At 50.8% G+C, this 18,419-nt stretch carries 14 protein-coding genes; 8 read left to right on the top strand and 6 right to left on the bottom strand.

The annotated features are described in order from the left end of the window. Nucleotides 1–3: 3 nt before the first annotated feature. Nucleotides 4–1,596 carry an autoinducer-2 kinase gene (gene lsrK / locus FH968_RS12425; RefSeq protein WP_139879922.1) on the top strand — a complete coding sequence of 531 codons (1,593 nt, stop codon included), beginning with the start codon at nucleotides 4–6 and terminating at the stop codon, nucleotides 1,594–1,596. Between the two features lie 237 nt (nucleotides 1,597–1,833). After that, nucleotides 1,834–3,852 carry an FAD-dependent oxidoreductase gene (locus tag FH968_RS12420; protein WP_139879920.1) on the top strand — a complete coding sequence of 673 codons (2,019 nt, stop codon included), beginning with the start codon at nucleotides 1,834–1,836 and terminating at the stop codon, nucleotides 3,850–3,852. Here the strand turns inward: FH968_RS12420 and rlmG are convergent. Continuing rightward, complete coding sequence (gene rlmG, locus FH968_RS12415) at nucleotides 3,849–4,985, bottom strand: 23S rRNA (guanine(1835)-N(2))-methyltransferase RlmG (protein WP_139879917.1); 1,137 nt, start codon at nucleotides 4,983–4,985, stop codon at nucleotides 3,849–3,851. The two genes, FH968_RS12420 and rlmG, sit on opposite strands and share 4 nt — an antisense overlap. An 85-nt stretch (nucleotides 4,986–5,070) precedes the next feature. Here rlmG and FH968_RS12410 point away from each other — a divergent pair, with 85 nt between their 5' ends. Then, nucleotides 5,071–5,571, top strand: coding sequence for a M48 family metallopeptidase (locus FH968_RS12410; RefSeq protein ID WP_139879915.1), 501 nt, complete (start codon nucleotides 5,071–5,073; stop codon nucleotides 5,569–5,571). Between the two features lie 110 nt (nucleotides 5,572–5,681). Here FH968_RS12410 and FH968_RS12405 read toward each other — a convergent pair whose 3' ends face one another. Beyond that, the gene (locus FH968_RS12405; RefSeq protein WP_139879913.1) at nucleotides 5,682–7,328 is read right to left on the bottom strand and encodes a dihydroxyacetone kinase subunit DhaK; all 1,647 of its coding nucleotides are present in this window, start codon (nucleotides 7,326–7,328) and stop codon (nucleotides 5,682–5,684) included. Between the two features lie 136 nt (nucleotides 7,329–7,464). On the opposite strand from FH968_RS12405, the gene FH968_RS12400 reads away from it, so the two are divergent. Next, nucleotides 7,465–8,967 (top strand): helicase HerA-like C-terminal domain-containing protein, encoded by a 1,503-nt coding sequence (locus FH968_RS12400; RefSeq protein WP_139879911.1) that lies wholly within the window; start codon nucleotides 7,465–7,467, stop codon nucleotides 8,965–8,967. Nucleotides 8,968–9,019: 52 nt separating this feature from the next. Here the strand turns inward: FH968_RS12400 and lptG are convergent, their stop codons facing one another. Together lptG and lptF are read right to left on the bottom strand one after the other, a co-directional pair. After that, entirely contained in the window at nucleotides 9,020–10,099 is a 1,080-nt protein-coding gene (gene lptG / locus FH968_RS12395; protein WP_139879909.1) for an LPS export ABC transporter permease LptG, read from the bottom strand. Next, on the bottom strand, nucleotides 10,100–11,203 hold the full coding sequence (lptF, locus tag FH968_RS12390; RefSeq protein WP_139879907.1) for an LPS export ABC transporter permease LptF: 1,104 nt from the start codon (nucleotides 11,201–11,203) through the stop codon (nucleotides 10,100–10,102). Between the two features lie 275 nt (nucleotides 11,204–11,478). On the opposite strand from lptF, the gene pepA reads away from it, so the two are divergent. From pepA to FH968_RS12370, 4 genes are all read left to right on the top strand, one after another. Further along, entirely contained in the window at nucleotides 11,479–12,990 is a 1,512-nt protein-coding gene (gene pepA, locus FH968_RS12385; protein WP_139879904.1) for a leucyl aminopeptidase, read from the top strand. 116 nt (nucleotides 12,991–13,106) lie between these two features. Next, nucleotides 13,107–13,565, top strand: a complete 459-nt coding sequence (locus FH968_RS12380; protein ID WP_139879902.1) for a DNA polymerase III subunit chi — start codon at nucleotides 13,107–13,109, stop codon at nucleotides 13,563–13,565. A 6-nt stretch (nucleotides 13,566–13,571) separates the two neighbouring features. Further along, nucleotides 13,572–16,427 (top strand): valine--tRNA ligase, encoded by a 2,856-nt coding sequence (locus FH968_RS12375; protein ID WP_139879900.1) that lies wholly within the window; start codon nucleotides 13,572–13,574, stop codon nucleotides 16,425–16,427. 137 nt (nucleotides 16,428–16,564) lie between these two features. After that, a complete protein-coding gene (locus FH968_RS12370) occupies nucleotides 16,565–17,068 on the top strand; it encodes a GNAT family N-acetyltransferase (RefSeq protein ID WP_189389100.1) in 504 nt (167 codons plus the stop codon). Nucleotides 17,069–17,100: 32 nt separating this feature from the next. Here the strand turns inward: FH968_RS12370 and FH968_RS12365 are convergent, their stop codons facing one another. Continuing rightward, nucleotides 17,101–17,865 carry a tRNA isopentenyl-2-thiomethyl-A-37 hydroxylase MiaE gene (locus FH968_RS12365; protein ID WP_139879896.1) on the bottom strand — a complete coding sequence of 255 codons (765 nt, stop codon included), beginning with the start codon at nucleotides 17,863–17,865 and terminating at the stop codon, nucleotides 17,101–17,103. Nucleotides 17,866–17,922: 57 nt separating this feature from the next. Further along, a complete protein-coding gene (gene rraB, locus FH968_RS12360; protein WP_139879894.1) occupies nucleotides 17,923–18,348 on the bottom strand; it encodes a ribonuclease E inhibitor RraB in 426 nt (141 codons plus the stop codon). Between the last annotated feature and the right edge of the window lie 71 nt (nucleotides 18,349–18,419).

Below are 18,419 nucleotides of genomic sequence, written 5' to 3'. Positions count from 1 at the left end.
GCGATGAGTTATCTACTTGCACTGGACGCCGGGACGGGCAGTATTCGCGCCGTCATCTTTGATACTTCGGGGCACCAAATTGCTGTCGGCCAGGCCGAATGGAAACACCTGAGCGTGGCCGATGTCCCCGGTTCGATGGAGTTTGATCTCACCACTAATTGGCAACTTGCCTGCCAGTGTATTCTTAAAGCCCTGCAAAAAGCTCATCTTCCACCCGGTGCTATCAGCGCCGTATCCTGCTGTTCGATGCGTGAAGGCATCGTGCTCTACGACAGTAATGGCGAGGCTATTTGGGCATGTGCCAACGTCGATGCCCGTGCCAGTCGAGAAGTAAGCGAACTTAAAGAAATCCACGATTACCAGTTTGAATCTGAGGTTTATCAAGTCTCCGGGCAGACGCTGGCGCTAAGCGCTATGCCACGCCTGTTGTGGCTTGCACATCATCGCCCGGATATTTATCGCAAGGCTGCTACCGTTACGATGATCAGTGACTGGCTGGCGGCTAAACTTAGCGGCGAACTGGCTGTAGACCCTTCCAATGCAGGTACAACGGGAATGCTGGATTTAGCGACCCGCAACTGGCAACCCGCGCTGATGGATATGGCCGGATTGCGAGCAGATATCCTTTCGCCGGTGAAAGAAACGGGCAGTGTGCTCGGTGGCATAACCAAGCAAGCGGCACAACAAAGTGGGCTGTTAGCAGGCACGCCAGTTGTAATGGGCGGCGGTGATGTGCAATTAGGTTGTGTCGGGCTTGGCGTAGTTCGCGCAGGGCAAGCGGCAGTATTAGGTGGCACATTCTGGCAGCAGGTTGTGAATCTTCCTGTCATCAGAACCGACCCCGATATGAATATCCGTATTAATCCGCACGTTATCAGCAATATGGTGCAGGCGGAATCTATTAGCTTCTTTACCGGCTTGACGATGCGCTGGTTCCGGGATGCTTTCTGCGCCGAAGAAAAACTGCTGGCTGAAAGGCTAGGTGTCGACACTTACGCGCTACTCGAAGAAATGGCTGCACGAGTTCCGGCAGGTTCTCACGGTGTGATGCCAATTTTTTCCGATGCCATGCATTTTAAACAGTGGTATCACGCCGCTCCGTCGTTTATTAATCTCTCTATCGACCCAGAGAAATGCAATAAAGCTACATTATTCAGGGCACTGGAAGAGAATGCAGCGATTGTTTCGGCGTGTAATCTTGAACAAATCTCTGGTTTCTCCGGTATACAGTTTGACTCGCTAGTGTTCGCGGGTGGAGGCTCAAAAGGAGCTTTGTGGAGCCAGATACTGAGTGATGTAACAGGTTTGCCAGTGCGTGTGCCCGTCGTCAAAGAGGCAACGGCTCTAGGTTGTGCCATTGCGGCTGGAGTCGGTGCCGGGTTGTTTAATAATCTTGCGGAGGCAGGCGAACGGCTGGTTCAATGGCAACGTGAATTTACGCCAAATCTGGCGCACCGTGAGCTGTATGACGAGATGAAACGCAAGTGGATGAAGGTTTATGCTGATCAACTCACACTGGTTGACAGCGGTTTGACAACATCAATGTGGCAGGCACCTGGATTGGTCATGCCACCTTCGGCCCAACCCTCACCATAGGGCTGTCTCTTATTCACAACGCTAAGTACCAGTGCAATAGCACGTAAAGTGCACGCACGACCGCAACGGGTGCGGCAGCTGATGCCGCACAACCGGATTAACTCTCCAGAAAAAAAACATCATCGATCTTTGAATCCCGTCACAATCATTCGACAACTTTCCCCCATATGCGCTGTAGCCCGCTAAATTACTAACTCATCCGACCACATAATAATAATGACCCTGCAGGAAAAGAATATGAGCTATCCGTCGCTGTTTGCCCCGCTAGACTTGGGTTTCACCACACTTAAAAACCGTGTGCTGATGGGTTCGATGCACACCGGACTTGAGGAGCACCCAAACGGTGCCGAACGTTTAGCGGTATTTTATGCCGAGCGAGCGCGGCACGGTGTTGCGCTAATTGTGACAGGTGGCGTTGCCCCTTCGCCTTCGGGCGTTGGCGTGGAAAGCGGCGCGGTACTCAATGACGCAAGCCAGCTTGCACATCATCACATTGTGACCGATGCAGTGCACCGTGAAGGCGGGAAAATAGCACTGCAAATCCTGCATACCGGACGCTACAGCTACCAGCCAAACCCAGTGGCCCCTTCCGCTATTCAGGCTCCGATTAACCGATTTAAGCCTCATGCACTGAGTCACGATGAAATCCTCACCTTGATTGAAGAATTTGCCCAGTGTGCAAGTCTTGCACAGCAAGCTGGGTACGATGGCGTAGAAATCATGGGCTCCGAAGGCTATTTAATTAACCAGTTTCTGGCAGCAAGAACCAACCAGCGCGATGACGAATGGGGCGGTGATTACACGCGGCGTATGCGTTTTGCCATAGATGTGGTGCGCGCAGTTCGTGACAAAGTAGGAACGAATTTTATTATTATCTATCGCCTGTCGATGCTGGATTTAGTCGATGGCGGTGGCACGTTTGAAGAAGCTGTACAGCTCGCAACAGCCATTGAAAAGGCTGGCGCAACGCTGATTAATACTGGAATTGGCTGGCATGAAGCACGTATTCCTACCATTGCCACACCCGTTCCCCGCGGTGCATTTAGCTGGGTGACTCGCAAACTTAAAGGCGTGGTTTCGATTCCTCTGGTCACTACCAACCGGATTAACAGTCCACAAACTGCGGAGAAGATCCTTGCCGATGGCGATGCCGATATGGTGTCGATGGCGCGGCCTTTCCTTGCCGATGCTGAGTTGGTTTCCAAAGCCCAGCAGGGCCGCGAAGATGAGATTAATACCTGTATTGGTTGCAACCAGGCCTGTCTGGATCAGATTTTCCTCGGCAAAGTGACTTCTTGCCTGGTCAACCCACGCGCCTGTCATGAAACCAAAATGCCGATCGTCCCTGCCCTGTTGCGTAAAAACCTGGCAGTGGTTGGCGCAGGCCCTGCGGGGCTCGCTTTTGCGATCAATGCCGCATCTCGCGGCCACAAAGTGACATTATTTGATGCTGCAGCAGAAATCGGTGGCCAATTTAATATTGCGAAGCAGATCCCGGGCAAAGAAGAGTTTTACGAAACGCTGCGATATTACCGTCGTATGTTAGGAATAACAGGCGTTGAGGTTCGTCTCAATCAATACGTCACCGCACCGATGCTCAAAGAGTTCGACGAAATTATCCTTGCGTGCGGTATCGAACCCCGCTTACCGCTTATCGACGGCATCACGCATCCTAAAGTTTTGAATTACATCGATGTTCTGCGAGAAAAAACACCCGTTGGTGACCGAATCGCCATCATCGGTGCCGGGGGTATTGGCTTTGATACCGCAATGTATCTCAGCCAGGAAGGGGAATCCACCAGCCAAAATATCGCCGAGTTTTGCGTAGAATGGGGTATCGACACCAGCCTGCAACACGCGGGCGGATTACGTCCGGAAGGAGCTCAACTGCATAAAAGCCCACGCCAGATTGTGATGTTACAACGCAAAACCAGTAAACCGGGTGAAGGGTTAGGCAAAACAACGGGTTGGATACACCGCACAACACTTTTAGCGCGTGGAGTGAAAATGCTGGCAGGTGTGACTTATGAACGCATTGACGATGAAGGTCTGCACATCACCGTGGGCGGAGAACCACAGACGCTGGCAGTGGATAACGTGATTATCTGTGCGGGGCAAGACTCGCGTCGTGAACTGGCACAACCGTTACGCGAACTAGGGAAAACGCTGCATTTGATTGGCGGTGCGGATGTGGCAATGGAACTGGATGCCCGACGCGCAATCGCGCAGGGCACCCGTTTAGCGCTGGAAATTTAGCCGTGACGGCCTAATTTCACCGCTTTAAGCACCACAAATTTCTTGTTGGTGGCAACCGTATCGCAGTTACCGAAGATCTTCTTCAGTTTGTGATAGTAGTCCAGATGGCGGTTAGCAACGATGTACAGCTCACCGCCATTTTGCAGACAACGACGAGCGTGGTGGAACATTTCCCACGCCACCTGATCGGTCAAAGAGTGTTGCTGATGGAACGGCGGGTTACACAAAATCGTGTTAAAGCGATAAGGTTCAACACCGGATAGCCCGTTGTTGATCATAAACTCGCAGCGCTCCAGGTTTTCCGGCATGTTGGTTTCAACATTCAGGCGGCTTGATGACACTGCCATCGGCGATTCATCAACAAATACGACATTTGCTTCAGGGTTATTCTGAAGCAAAGTCAGGCCAATCACGCCGTTACCACAACCTAAATCAACAATCTCGCCTTCCAGGTTTTCAGGTAAATGCTCAATGAAGAAGCGCGCGCCAATATCCAGCCCGGTACGGGAAAAGACGTTCGCATGGTTATGAATTGTCCATGGCGTACCTTCCAGTTCCCAGCTCAACGTTTCTGCTACTTCTTTCACCGCTGGTGCGTTGAACGTCGTGTTGATCAGACGTGCTTTTTTCCAGGCAAGCGTTGTGGTGGTTGGCCCAAGAATTTTTTCAAACAACTCGATGGTGGAGTTGTGAATATCACGCGTTTTCGCACCGGCGATAATACGTGTCTCTGGTGTCGCCACATGGCGCAATGCGCGAAGCTGTTGTTCCAACAGTGCCAGCGTTTTAGGGATCTTAATCAAAACCACTGCAGGCGCTTGCGGATATTTAGCGGTGCTATCAAGAAACGTTACGCTGGACTCAACGAGACCGTTTTCGCGTAAGTTCTCACGGATAGCCAGTTCACTAAGATAAGAGTCGCTGATGCTATACGGCTTATGTTCAGCCAGCACGCAAGACAGCGCCCCGAAGTTATCGTTAAAAATCAGGACCGGGCCACTGATTTCGATTTCGTCCAGTTGCTGCAAAAGGTAGTCATCCGCAGCTTCCCACGCCTGTAGTGGGTTAACGTCATCCGTTTCTGGAAAACGTTTTAGTGTCAGTGAACGGAAACCGTCGTCTAATTGGCTCATCGGCCCTCCTGGATGGTAAAATTTCGGCGTAATCCCCGAATGGGGGCGTGAGTATACCTTTTTTCCCTTTACTTTGAGCAGACGAATGAGCGAATTAACTTATCTACAGGGTTACCCGGAGCATTTGCTCTCGCAGGTTCGTACTTTGATTGCGGAACAACGTCTGGGCGAGGTGCTACAAAAACGCTATCCAGATACACATAACATCACCACCGATAAAGCCCTGTACGCATGGACACAAGACCTTAAAAATCAGTATCTACGCAACGCACCACCGATCAATAAAGTCGCTTACGACAATAAAATTCATGTGCTGAATAATGCGCTTGGCCTGCACACGGCGGTGTCGCGTGTTCAGGGAAACAAGCTAAAAGCAAAAGCAGAAATTCGTGTGGCGACGGTATTTAAAAATGCACCAGAAGCATTTTTACGCATGATTGTGGTTCACGAGTTGGCGCACCTGAAAGAGAAAGATCACAACAAAGCGTTCTATTCACTGTGCTGTCATATGGAACCGCAATATCACCAGTTGGAGTTTGATACTCGCTTATGGCTGACGCAGATGGCGTTAGTCGGCCAGGCGTGATAGCAAATTGGTGGATGTCGCTTGCGCTAATCCACCCTACAAAAGCTCATTCATACCGTAGGTCGGATTAGCGCAAGCGACATCCGACTTTCACTTAATATTCAAAGCCATCACTTGCTCAACGTCAATCCTGCAAAGACCTCGGCAATCGCCACTGCACCGGGATCTTTCACCCCTTTCAGGTTATCGCTGTTCACATAGGATGAACGCCCGGCATTGGCTTTTTGCATTTGCGCCGTCGCATTTGCTCCTTCTTGCGCAGCCTTCACAGCGGCGTTCAGAGAACCATCTTTCAGGGCTTCGAGTGCAGGTTGTAATGCATCAATCAACGTACGATCGCCAAGATCGGCACCACCGTAGCGTTTCATCTGCTCAAGGCCAAACAATAACGCATCCGCGAGAGGCTGTTTTTTAGCGAACTTTTGCCCGCTCGCTGTGAAGAAAATGGACATCAGCACGCCGCTTGAACCCCCCATCACCATTGCCAGCCGTTCACCGATTAACTCCAGCAAAGCAGCTGTGTCATTTAATGGCAGTTTGTCGTCTTCATTAAGCTGCGCGATGTCCCTGGCACCTTGGGCAAAGGTAGACCCCGTATCGCCATCACCCACTTTTGCATCCAGGGCATTCAACGCGTTTTCCTGGCCAATAAGCGTATGGGTAATGCTAGTTACCAGTGCTTTTACAGCCGTATTTTCCGACGCTTTAGCCTGTGTTGCTGCGCGAATCACGCTGTGTTTTTGCATCGATAGCGGCTCGAGTTTCACCATAGGCTGCCAGCCCACGGTTTCTACTTCCGCCTGCAAGGCTTCAATAAAAATGTCATTCAGGGCGATGGCAGAAAGTGAGAATCCTTTCATATCTAATGCCGTCACAAGTGCCGCAGGGCCAATAAGATAATTGATTTGATCCTTTAATTCAGAATGAACCAACTCTTTGGTCAGGAGTGCCATTTCCAGCGCGGACGTTGCGCCAAGATTGTTGATCAGCACCGCAAGCCTTGCTTGAGTACCGGTCTTTTCACGCAGACATTTCACCAGACTGGCAACAATTTCATGGCTGTTTTGGCTATTAACCGTGTTGGCACCTGGTTCGCCATGAATCCCAAGGCCTAGCTCGACCTGCCCACCTTTGATGCGCCCCTCTTCGCCATCCTGACCCGGTAGATTACAGGTTTGCATGGCGACGCCCATGCTCGCAATGTTGTCACAAGCAAGTTGTGCGATGTCTCGAACATCACTCAAAGATTTCCCCTGCTCTGCGGCAAAGCCCGCAATTTTATGCACCAGCACCGTTCCGGCAATACCGCGCGGCTGTTTGTTATCCGGTAGCGAAATATCGTCACCGACGATAACCATTTCTACTTTCAAGCCATGCTTTTTGGCCCTTTCCGCTGCAAGACCGAAATTAAGACGGTCGCCAGTGTAATTTTTAACGATAAGCAAACAACCACGATCGCCAGTAACCGCGACAATCGCATTTAGCACGGCTTCCACACTCGGCGAGGCAAACAAATCGCCACACACCGCAGCGGTTAACATTCCTTTGCCGACAAAGCCAACGTGTGCTGGTTCATGGCCTGAGCCACCACCTGAAATAATCGCGACTTTGCTTTTTTTCCAGTCTTTGCGCACCACCACACGAATGGCGGGGTCGGTATCTAAACGCGTCAGGTTACGAAAACGAGAACTGATGATGACACCTTCAATGGCGTCGTTGACCATTTGCTTACGGTCATTAAAGAAGAATCTGGACATAGTTTCCCAATAATAAGTAATACATATACAAAGCATAGCCTTTGCTGCGAGGTATGACGTAAACCAGGATTTTTGACTGATGACGAACTCCTGCCGCTTGCTATGCTTATGGAAATGTCACCACAGGGAAATCATCATGATTGCGCCGCTCCTGATTGCCAGAACCACAGAACAAGAACTGCATCTGCTGCCGAGTATGGCGAACCGCCACGGACTAATAACCGGCGCAACGGGCACCGGCAAAACTGTCACGCTGCAAAAACTAGCCGAGTCCTTTTCCGAAATAGGCGTGCCTGTGTTTATGGCAGATGTAAAAGGCGATCTCACCGGTGTGGCTCAAGAAGGTGCCGAGTCTGAAAAACTCCTCGCAAGGCTTGCCAAAATCGGCGTGAATGACTGGTCGCCTCATAGTAATCCCGTTGTCTTGTGGGATATTTTTGGTGAAAAAGGCCATCCGGTGCGCGCGACCGTTTCCGATCTGGGACCGCTGTTACTGTCACGCCTGCTCAACCTTAATGAAGTTCAGGCGGGGGTACTGCAAATCATCTTCCGTATTGCCGATGACCAGGGTTTATTACTGCTCGATTTTAAAGATTTACGCGCAGCGACTCAGTACATCGGTGATAACGCGAAATCGTTCCAGAACCAGTATGGCAATATCAGCAGTGCTTCTATCGGTGCCATTCAACGTGGACTGTTACAGCTTGAAGAGCAAGGTGCCGAATATTTCTTTGGTGAACCGATGCTAGATATCAAAGACTGGATGCGCACCGATGCCAATGGCAAAGGCGTTATCAATATCCTTTCTGCGGAAAAGCTCTACCAGATGCCAAAAATGTATGCCGCCAGCTTGCTGTGGATGCTGTCAGAAATCTACGAGCAATTACCTGAAGCCGGCGACCTGGAAAAACCCAAGCTGGTGTTCTTTTTTGATGAAGCACATTTGCTGTTTAACGACGCTCCTCAGGTGCTCCTGGACAAAATCGAACAAGTAATTCGCCTGATTCGTTCTAAAGGAGTTGGGGTTTATTTCGTTTCCCAAAACCCGTCAGATATCCCGGATGCCGTGCTAGGGCAGCTCGGCAACCGTATTCAACATGCGTTACGCGCCTTTACACCTAAAGACCAGAAAGCGGTGAAAACCGCAGCGCAAACCATGCGAGCCAACCCTAAATTCGACACCGAAAAAGCGATACAGGAATTGGGTACCGGCGAAGCGCTCATCTCTTTACTGGATGAAAAAGGCAGCCCAACGGTAGTTGAACGCGTCATGGTTATCGCCCCCTGCTCACGCATGGGACCAGTCACTGACGATGAACGTAACGGGCTAATTAACCATTCGCCGCTATACGGGAAATACGATGAAATAGTCGATCGAGAATCGGCTTTTGAACGCTTACAACAAGGTGTTCAGGCGGCAGGTGAACAACAAAATGCTCCACCGACTAAAGGTGAGTCTGTAGCGGTAGATGACGGCATTCTCGGCGGGTTGAAAGATATTCTGTTTGGCACCACTGGCCCGCGTGGAGGCAAGAAAGATGGCGTAGTGCAAACCATGGCGAAAAGTGCGGCGCGCCAGGTGACTAATCAAATTATTCGCGGTGTTTTGGGCAGTATTATGGGTGGACGAAAACGCTGATTTTCTCACCTCACCCCTCTTCCTAAGAAGCGGGGTGAGTAAGGCTATTTTATTAACCTGAGCGCTTCATCATCAGCCACAGACTAATCAGGAAGAAGCTGGCACTTGGCAGTAACGCGCCAAGAATCGGCGGAATGTTATATACCAGGCTTAGCGGGCCAAAGATTTGGTCGAGAACATAAAACACGAAACCAAAACTGATACCCGTAACGACCCGCACACCCATTGGCACACTACGTAACGGGCCGAAAATGAACGACAGCGCCATCAGCATCATTACGGCAACGGAGAGCGGCGCAAAAACTTTGCTCCACATATTGAGCTGGTAGCGCCCGGCATCTTGTCCGCTGGCTTTAAGATACTTAACGTAATTATGCAGACCGCTGATAGACAGCGCATCCGGGTCCAGTGCCACCACCCCAAGTTTGTCCGGGGTCAGATTGGTTTTCCACTCATCACTGACAGTCTGAGAACCCGTGATTTGCATCGGATCGGTCAAGTTAGAAGCATCAACCTGAGACAATCGCCATACCTTATGCTCCACATCGTACTGTGCAGATGCAGCATAACGAACCGATTGCAGGCGGCGCTCTTTGTTAAAGCTATAAATACTGACGCCCGTGAGGTTGTTGTTGCCATTTATGCGTTCAATGTAGACAAAGTTATGGCCATCTTTCGCCCATAAACCTTGCTGCGTAGTGAGCAAAGAACCGCCGTACATCTGTTGCGCACGATAATTACGCGCCATTTGTTCGCCTTGTGGAGCGACCCACTCGCCAATCGCCATGGTCAACAACACCAGCGGAATAGCGGTTTTCATCACCGACAATGCGATTTGCATACGGGTAAAACCGGAGGCTTGCATCACCACCAGTTCGCTGCGCTGCGCCAGCATTCCCAACCCAAGTAAAGCGCCAAGTAGTGCGGCCATTGGGAAGAATATCTGGACGTCTTTTGGCACGCTGAGGATGGTGTACACCCCAGCGCCCATCGCGGAATAACTGCCCTGCCCGGCTTTTTTCAGCTGGTCGACAAATTTAATAATGCCCGATAGCGACACCAGCATGAATAACGTCATCATGATGGTGGTAAAGATGGTTTTACCGATATAACGGTCAAGTACACCAAACATTTATGCCGCTCCTCGTGTATTGCTAAAGCGTGCACGTAGTTGGCGCATCGGCACCGTATCCCACACGTTGAGCACAACTGCGATAGCAAAATAGACCAGGTTAACCAGCCACATCCACATCATCGGGTCGATTCTCCCCTTCGCAGCATTAGATTTCAGCGAAGTTTGAAGTAGGAAGAACACCAGATATAGCAGCATCGCTGGCAGCATTGAAAGTACACGGCCCTGACGCGGGTTAACCACGCTTAATGGAACCACCATCAGTGCCATAATAAACACGGTCACTATCAGCGTGAGACGCCAGTGCAATTCGGCTCGCGCATTGGGGGCATCGTTTGACCACAGCGTGCGAACATACATTTGACTCGAATCATCGGGATCAAGTGCCACAGTCTGGTGGCCAACTATCGCCTGGTAATCCTTGAAATCCGTGATACGGAAGTCACGTAGTAATGCCGTGCCTTCAAAACGAGTTCCCGTGTTGAGCGTGACGATTTGTGATCCATCAGGCCGCTGGGATAAATGACCGGAGTCAGCCACCACCACGGAAGGACGTGCATTACCTTTTGGACGCAACTGCGCCAGGAAAACGTCTTTAAAACTTGAGCCATCGACGCTCTCAATAAAGAGTACCGAGTTACCATCCGTCGCTTGTTGGAACTGCCCTTGGGCAAGTGCGGCCATGCCGGGGTTAGCCTTGGCTTCTGACAACACTTCGTCCTGATGACGAGATGACCACGGACCAAGCCACATCACGTTGACCGTTGCTATCGCGCCGGTAAAGAGTGCGAGGATCATTGCAGCTTTGATCAGCACCGCTTTACTCAAGCCACAAGCATGCATTACCGTGATTTCACTCTCGGTATACAATCTGCCAAACGTCATGAGCAGCCCAAGGAAAAGGCTAAGAGGAAGGATGAGCTGCGCCATTTCAGGCACACCAAGTCCTAACAGGGAAAATACGAGATTTGTCGGAATATCACCGTCAACCGCCGCACCCAGAATCCTGACTAGCTTCTGACAAAAAAAGATCAGCAGCAGTATGAAGAGGATCGCAAGTTGGCTTTTTAGCGTCTCCCGAACCAGATATCTTATGATAATCACATTAAATACGCCTGTTAAAACGAGTCTTTTTGCAGGAAAATCGCTTGTTTCATCGCTTATACGTCATTTATTCTCTTGAGTCGTCGAAAACATCGCTAAGATTAAAAAGCCCGGCATTATTCTGGCGCAGGGTGATTTAAATGACGTCGCCGAAACTGTAAAAACATACTCGTAAGATTAACACGAAGTCATCGCAACCGCGGAGATGAGTTACGAAAGCTTGCAATTCTAGCTGTAGCCACCGCCGTTGTCTTTAAGATTCAGGAGCGTAGTGCATGGAGTTCAGTGTAAAAAGCGGTAGCCCCGAGAAACAGCGTAGTGCCTGCATCGTTGTGGGAGTCTTTGAACCGCGTCGTCTGTCCCCGGTCGCCGAACAACTCGATAAAATCAGCGATGGCTACATCAGCGCCTTGTTGCGCCGTGGTGAGCTTGAGGGAAAACCCGGTCAAACTTTATTACTTCACCATGTTCCGAACGTGCTCTCTGAGCGCATTCTGCTGATTGGGTGTGGCAAAGAGCGTGAACTGGATGAACGTCAGTATAAGCAAGTTATCCAGAAAACAATTAATACTCTAAACGATACTGGCTCAATGGAAGCCGTTTGCTTCCTGACTGAACTGCACGTTAAGGGCCGCAATACTTACTGGAAAGTACGCCAGGCCGTGGAAACGGCAAAAGAGTCTCTGTATAGCTTTGATCAGTTAAAGACCAACAAAAGCGAACCACGTCGTCCGCTGCGTAAAATGGTCTTTAATGTGCCGACCCGTCGCGAACTCACCAGCGGTGAACGTGCGATTCAACACGGTCTGGCCATTGCTGCCGGTATTAAAGCAGCTAAAGATCTGGGCAACATGCCACCCAATATCTGTAATGCCGCTTATCTGGCTTCCCAGGCGCGTCAGTTGGCTGACTCCTACAGCAAAAACGTGGTCACCCGCGTGATAGGTGAACAGCAGATGAAAGAGCTGGGCATGCACTCCTACCTCGCGGTGGGTGATGGTTCCCAGAACGAATCACTGATGTCAGTCATCGAGTACAAAGGCAATAATTCACCGGATGTGCGTCCAATCGTGCTGGTCGGTAAAGGCCTGACGTTTGACTCAGGCGGTATTTCTATCAAACCTGCCGAAGGCATGGACGAGATGAAGTACGACATGTGCGGTGCCGCGGCGGTGTACGGTGTCATGCGCATGGTTGCCGAACTGAATCTGCCGATTAACGTTATTGGTGTGCTGGCAGGCTGTGAGAATATGCCTGGCGGACGTGCTTATCGCCCAGGTGATGTACTAACGACTATGTCAGGCCAAACCGTAGAAGTACTAAATACCGACGCAGAAGGCCGCCTGGTGTTGTGCGACGTACTGACTTACGTTGAGCGCTTCGAACCTGAAGTGGTTATTGACGTGGCGACGCTGACTGGCGCGTGTGTGATTGCCCTGGGCCATCACATCACCGGTTTGATGTCTAACCACAACCCACTGGCTCACGAGCTTATCGGTGCGTCTGAACAAGCGGGTGACCGTGCGTGGCGTCTGCCAATAGCTGATGAGTATCAGGAACAGCTGGAAACCAACTTTGCTGATATGGCAAACATCGGTGGTCGTCCTGGTGGCGCAATTACTGCGGCCTGTTTCCTGTCACGCTTTACCCGTAAATACAACTGGGCTCACCTGGATATTGCAGGAACAGCCTGGCGTTCAGGTAAAGCTAAAGGTGCTACCGGCCGTCCAGTGGCGCTGTTATCGCAATTCCTGTTGAACCGTTCAGGATTTAACGGCGAAGAGTGATTTAACGCCCTCACCCTAACCCTCTCCCCCAAGGAGAGGGATTGCCCGGCTTTCTCCTTCTTCCCGGGAGAAGGTCGGGATGAGGGGAAATCCCATTACCATCAAAAGCGATGTAAATGAAAAACGCGACGTTCTACCTGCTCGACAACGACACGCCTTCCGGTGAGTTGAGTGCCGTTGAAGCGTTGGTGTGTGAACTGGCGGCAGAAAGCTTTCGAGCAGGAAAACGCCTGCTGATTGCCTGTGTTGATGAACAACAAGCTATCCGTCTGGATGAAGCACTCTGGCAGCGTGATGCTCACGCGTTTGTACCGCATAATCTTGCCGGTGAAGGGCCGCGTTACGGCGCCCCAGTAGAATTGGCCTGGCCGCAACGACGTGGAAGTTCACCGCGCGATTTACTGATTAGCCTATTGCCACAGTTCGCAGATTTTGCCACCGCTTTCCATGAAGTGATAGACTTCGTACCTTACGAAGAATCCCAGAAACAACTGGCCCGTGATCGCTACAAGGCGTATCGCGTTGCTGGTTTCCACTTGACTACGGCGACTCATACCCCGCCGGGAACGACATAGCAGACAATGGAAAAGACATATAACCCGCAAGATATCGAACAGCCGCTATACGAGCACTGGGAACAGCAGGGCTACTTTAAGCCAAATGGCGACACCAGCCAGGAAAGCTTCTGCATCATGATCCCGCCGCCGAACGTTACCGGCAGCTTGCATATGGGTCACGCCTTCCAGCAGACGATCATGGACACCATGATTCGTTACCAGCGCATGCAGGGTAAAAATACCTTGTGGCAGGCGGGGACTGACCACGCCGGCATCGCGACCCAAATGGTCGTTGAGCGCAAAATTGCCGCCGAAGAGGGTAAAACTCGTCACGATTATGGCCGCGACGCCTTTATCGAGAAAATCTGGCAGTGGAAGGCAGAGTCTGGTGGCACCATCACTCGTCAGATGCGTCGTCTTGGTAACTCCGTAGACTGGGAGCGCGAGCGCTTCACCATGGACGAAGGGCTATCCAATGCGGTGAAAGAAGTGTTCGTTCGTCTGTACAAAGAAGATCTGATTTATCGTGGCAAGCGCCTGGTAAACTGGGACCCGAAACTGCGCACAGCGATTTCCGATCTGGAAGTTGAAAACCGTGAGTCTAAAGGTTCCATGTGGCACCTGCGTTATCCGCTGGCTGACGGTGCGAAAACCGCTGACGGCAAAGATTATCTGGTTGTCGCGACTACGCGTCCGGAAACCGTGCTCGGTGATACCGGTGTGGCTGTAAACCCGGAAGATCCGCGCTATAAAGATTTGATCGGTAAATTCGTGGTGCTGCCGCTGGTTAACCGCCTCATTCCTATTGTTGGTGATGAACACGCCGACATGGAAAAAGGTACCGGCTGCGTCAAAATCACGCCTGCACACGACTTTAACGACTACGAAGTTGGCCGTCGTCATGCATTGCCAATGATTAATATTCTGACCTTCGACGGTGATATCCGTGAAGTGGCAGAAGTGTTTGATACCAACGGTGAAGAATCTGACGTTTACAGCAACGACATTCCGACAGCCTTCCAGAAACTGGAACGTTTTGCCGCGCGTAAAGCTGTTGTTGCTGCATTCGACGAAATGGGCTTGCTTGAAGAAATCAAACCACACGATCTGACCGTTCCTTACGGCGACCGTGGCGGCGTGGTTATCGAGCCAATGCTGACCGACCAATGGTACGTGCGTACCGCACCTCTGGCGAAAGTTGCAGTAGAAGCCGTTGAGCAAGGCGATATCCAGTTCGTGCCGAAGCAGTACGAAAACATGTACTTCTCCTGGATGCGTGATATTCAGGATTGGTGTATTTCTCGTCAATTGTGGTGGGGTCACCGCATCCCGGCCTGGTACGATGCTGAAGGCAATGTTTACGTTGGCCGTAACGAAGCAGAAGTACGTGCTGAGAACAATCTGGGCGATGACGTTGCGTTGAACCAGGACGAAGACGTTCTGGACACCTGGTTCTCCTCTGGTCTGTGGACATTCTCCACTTTAGGCTGGCCTGAAAACACCGAAGCGCTGCGCACCTTCCACCCGACCAGCGTGATGGTCAGCGGCTTCGACATCATCTTCTTCTGGATTGCTCGCATGATCATGCTGACCATGCACTTCATCAAAGATGAAGATGGCAAACCACAGGTTCCGTTTAAAACCGTTTACATGACCGGTCTTATCCGCGACGACGAAGGGCAGAAAATGTCCAAGTCCAAGGGTAACGTTATCGATCCACTGGATATGGTTGACGGTATTTCCCTGGAAGACCTGCTAGAGAAACGTACCGGTAACATGATGCAGCCGCAACTGGCTGAGAAAATCCGTAAGCGCACAGAGAAGCAATTCCCGAACGGTATTGAACCGCACGGCACCGATGCACTGCGCTTTACTCTGGCAGCCCTGGCGTCAACCGGTCGCGATATCAACTGGGACATGAAGCGCCTGGAAGGTTACCGTAACTTCTGTAACAAGCTGTGGAACGCCAGCCGTTTCGTGATGATGAATACCGAAGACCAGGATTGCGGCTTTAACGGCGGCGAAATGGTTCTGTCTCTGGCAGACCGCTGGATTCTGGCGGAATTCAACCGCACGGTGAAAGCATACCGTGAAGCACTCGACAGCTATCGCTTTGATATCGCTGCCAACATTCTGTATGAATTCACCTGGAACCAGTTCTGCGACTGGTATCTGGAGCTAACTAAACCGGTTATGAACAGCGGTACTGAAGCGGAACTGCGCGGTACGCGTAATACGCTGATTAACGTGCTGGAAGGTCTGCTGCGTCTTGCGCACCCGATTATTCCATTCATCACTGAAACCATCTGGCAGCGTGTGAAAACCTTCAAAGGCATCACAGACGATACCATTATGCTGCAACCGTTCCCGGCGTATAACAGCGCTCAGGACGATGAAGCTGCGTTCTCTGATACCGAGTGGCTGAAGGATGTGATCACCGCGGTACGTAATATTCGTGCTGAAATGAACATTGCGCCAAGCAAACGTCTGGACGTGCTGCTGCGTAGCTGTAGCGAAGAAGCGTTACGTCGTGTGAACGAGAACCGTACCTTCCTGCAAAACCTGGCCCGTCTGGAAAGCATCACTATTCTGCCAGTCGATGATAAAGGTCCAGTTTCCGTGACCAAAATTATCGATGGCGCAGAGCTGCTGATCCCGATGGCAGGCCTGGTCGACAAAGCTGCAGAGCTTGCACGTTTGGACAAAGAAATGGCCAAACTGGATGTCGAAATTACTGCCATCGAAAACAAACTGTCTAACGAAGGTTTTGTGGCGCGCGCGCCTGAAGCTGTAGTCGCAAAAGAACGCGAACGTTTGGCTGCTTGTGGTGAAGCAAAAGTGAAACTGACCGAGCAGAAAGCGACGATTGCCGCACTGTAATAAGTCATGCGAAAAACGAGGCCGGATGAAAATCCGGCCTTTTTTTGGCCTGTAATTGCAATATCCTCACTTGCGCGATTATCCCCGTAATGCTATTAACATCGACTTATGTCCCATCGGGTCTTATGAGTAACATTATGAATATCACTGCTCCGGTCGATATTGCACTGCGCCGGATAACCATCCATGACAATGCGGCTATCGCCCACGTTATTCGTGAAGTCTCTGCTGAATACGGCTTAACTGCCGATAAAGGCTACACCGTTGCAGATCCTAATCTGGATGAGCTGTTTCAGGTTTATAGCCAGCCTGGGCACGCGTTCTGGATTGTGGAATTTGACGGCAAGGTTGTCGGTGGTGGTGGTGTTGCACCATTAACGTGTAGCGAGCCGGATATTTGTGAATTGCAGAAGATGTATTTCCTGCCCGTAGTCCGTGGCAAAGGGTTGGCAAAACATCTGGCACTACAAGCAATGGATTTCGCCCGTATTGAAGGGTTTAAGCGCTGCTATCTGGAAACAACTGCGTTTCTGACTGAAGCCATCGCGCTGTACGAACACCTGGGCTTTGAACACATCTCCGAACCATTGGGCTGCACCGGGCATGTGGATTGCGAAGTGCGGATGATCAAATCATTGTAAGCGCAATAAGGCGAGTGCTCACTCGCCGGTTATCAGGATGCAATTGGCACACCGCTATGAAAACGAAACTCGTTATCCGGGCTGCTAATCAGAGCGGCTTCCACTTCCCCAAAGAAACGTACTCGATCACTGATATCTCCACCTGCAATTTGTTCTGCCAACGCTAAATAATCCTGGTAATGCCGAGCTTCTGAACGCAAAAGCGACAGGTAGAATTTTTGTAATTCGTCATCCAGATACGGTGCCAGTGCAGAAAAACGCTCGCAGGACCTCGCCTCGATATACGCCCCACATATCAATTTATCCACCAGCATAACCGGTTCATGTGTACGCGTTTCGCTGAGCAGACCTTTGGCATAACGACTGGCAGTGATTTTTACATAGGGAATATTGCGGGCAACCATTATTTCACGCACCTGCCAGAAGTGATGCAATTCCTCTTTAATCAACAACACCATACTGTCGATAAGTTGTTGGCCCCAGGCATTATCCGTTTTTGGCATCACGCTTTTGCTCAGGGTTTTATGCAACGCCACAAAATCAGGTTCAGCTCCCTCACGGAATGCAAAATCTTCATAGGGTTTTAACCAGTCGAGTAGCACCTGTGCACTGTCTTTATCTGCGATATATTTGCGAATCAGAAACATAGCAGTTTGCGCAGCCTTGAGTTCGCATATCAGATGGTCCGTCAACAACAGTGGTAAATGCTCAGGCTGACGGGCTTGGGTAATCCATGCTTCAGGCGTTGGGCAGTTCAGGAAATTGAGTACCGGAGAGAGGAGTTGTGGGTAGTTCATAATCGGTCGTTATTGATCCTTGAAATGCAGCGGCGGGGAGCCGCTGCACAAATGCGATTAGTGGCGCACACCGTCGTCGTCTTCATCGACTACGTCGTCATCACCTTCTTCATCACCCTCTTCCCCGTTCGGGTCTTCGTAGTAAGTGCCCCAACCGTCATATTCCACACCGAATTTTTCGGCCAGATTCAGCAACTGTTCAACTTGTTCGTCCAGCAGCTCGGCTTTCAGTGCACTTTCGCTCAGCACGTCACAGCAGATAACGGTGTCACCCTCTTCCACTTCCAGCTCTTCTGGGTCAGTAACTTCGTAACCCATTTTGAACGCTTCAACAGCGGCTTTTTCAAGAGTTTCGAAATCGTCTGCGGAAAGGTGATGCTCAATAGTGTACAGCGCGTCAGGATCGCTACCGTCTTCCAGTAATTCTTCAATAATCAAACGCGTTTCTTCGCGTTGCTCTTCCAGCAGTTCTGGATTTGCCATGGCCCTTTCCTCAATTTGTAGGCAGATACTTCTATTTTCACACACGGCTGAGTTTGCCTCCACCTTTCCCA

This window comes from Buttiauxella sp. B2 (genome assembly GCF_006376615.1).
Lineage (GTDB): Bacteria > Pseudomonadota > Gammaproteobacteria > Enterobacterales > Enterobacteriaceae > Buttiauxella.
The sequence above is the reverse complement of the archived record's forward strand: the minus strand, read 5'-3'. Positions and strand labels throughout refer to the sequence as shown.

What these genes read in the sequence shown, in the direction of transcription:
- lsrK (WP_139879922.1), top strand. Translation starts at nt 4, where the DNA reads ATGAGTTATCTACTTGCACTGGACGCCGGGACGGGCAGTATTCGCGCC.
- FH968_RS12420 (WP_139879920.1), top strand. Translation starts at nt 1,834, where the DNA reads ATGAGCTATCCGTCGCTGTTTGCCCCGCTAGACTTGGGTTTCACCACA.
- rlmG (WP_139879917.1), bottom strand. Translation starts at nt 4,985, where the DNA reads ATGAGCCAATTAGACGACGGTTTCCGTTCACTGACACTAAAACGTTTT.
- FH968_RS12410 (WP_139879915.1), top strand. Translation starts at nt 5,071, where the DNA reads ATGAGCGAATTAACTTATCTACAGGGTTACCCGGAGCATTTGCTCTCG.
- FH968_RS12405 (WP_139879913.1), bottom strand. Translation starts at nt 7,328, where the DNA reads ATGTCCAGATTCTTCTTTAATGACCGTAAGCAAATGGTCAACGACGCC.
- FH968_RS12400 (WP_139879911.1), top strand. Translation starts at nt 7,465, where the DNA reads ATGATTGCGCCGCTCCTGATTGCCAGAACCACAGAACAAGAACTGCAT.
- lptG (WP_139879909.1), bottom strand. Translation starts at nt 10,099, where the DNA reads ATGTTTGGTGTACTTGACCGTTATATCGGTAAAACCATCTTTACCACC.
- pepA (WP_139879904.1), top strand. Translation starts at nt 11,479, where the DNA reads ATGGAGTTCAGTGTAAAAAGCGGTAGCCCCGAGAAACAGCGTAGTGCC.
- FH968_RS12380 (WP_139879902.1), top strand. Translation starts at nt 13,107, where the DNA reads ATGAAAAACGCGACGTTCTACCTGCTCGACAACGACACGCCTTCCGGT.
- FH968_RS12375 (WP_139879900.1), top strand. Translation starts at nt 13,572, where the DNA reads ATGGAAAAGACATATAACCCGCAAGATATCGAACAGCCGCTATACGAG.
- FH968_RS12370 (WP_189389100.1), top strand. Translation starts at nt 16,565, where the DNA reads ATGAATATCACTGCTCCGGTCGATATTGCACTGCGCCGGATAACCATC.
- FH968_RS12365 (WP_139879896.1), bottom strand. Translation starts at nt 17,865, where the DNA reads ATGAACTACCCACAACTCCTCTCTCCGGTACTCAATTTCCTGAACTGC.
- rraB (WP_139879894.1), bottom strand. Translation starts at nt 18,348, where the DNA reads ATGGCAAATCCAGAACTGCTGGAAGAGCAACGCGAAGAAACGCGTTTG.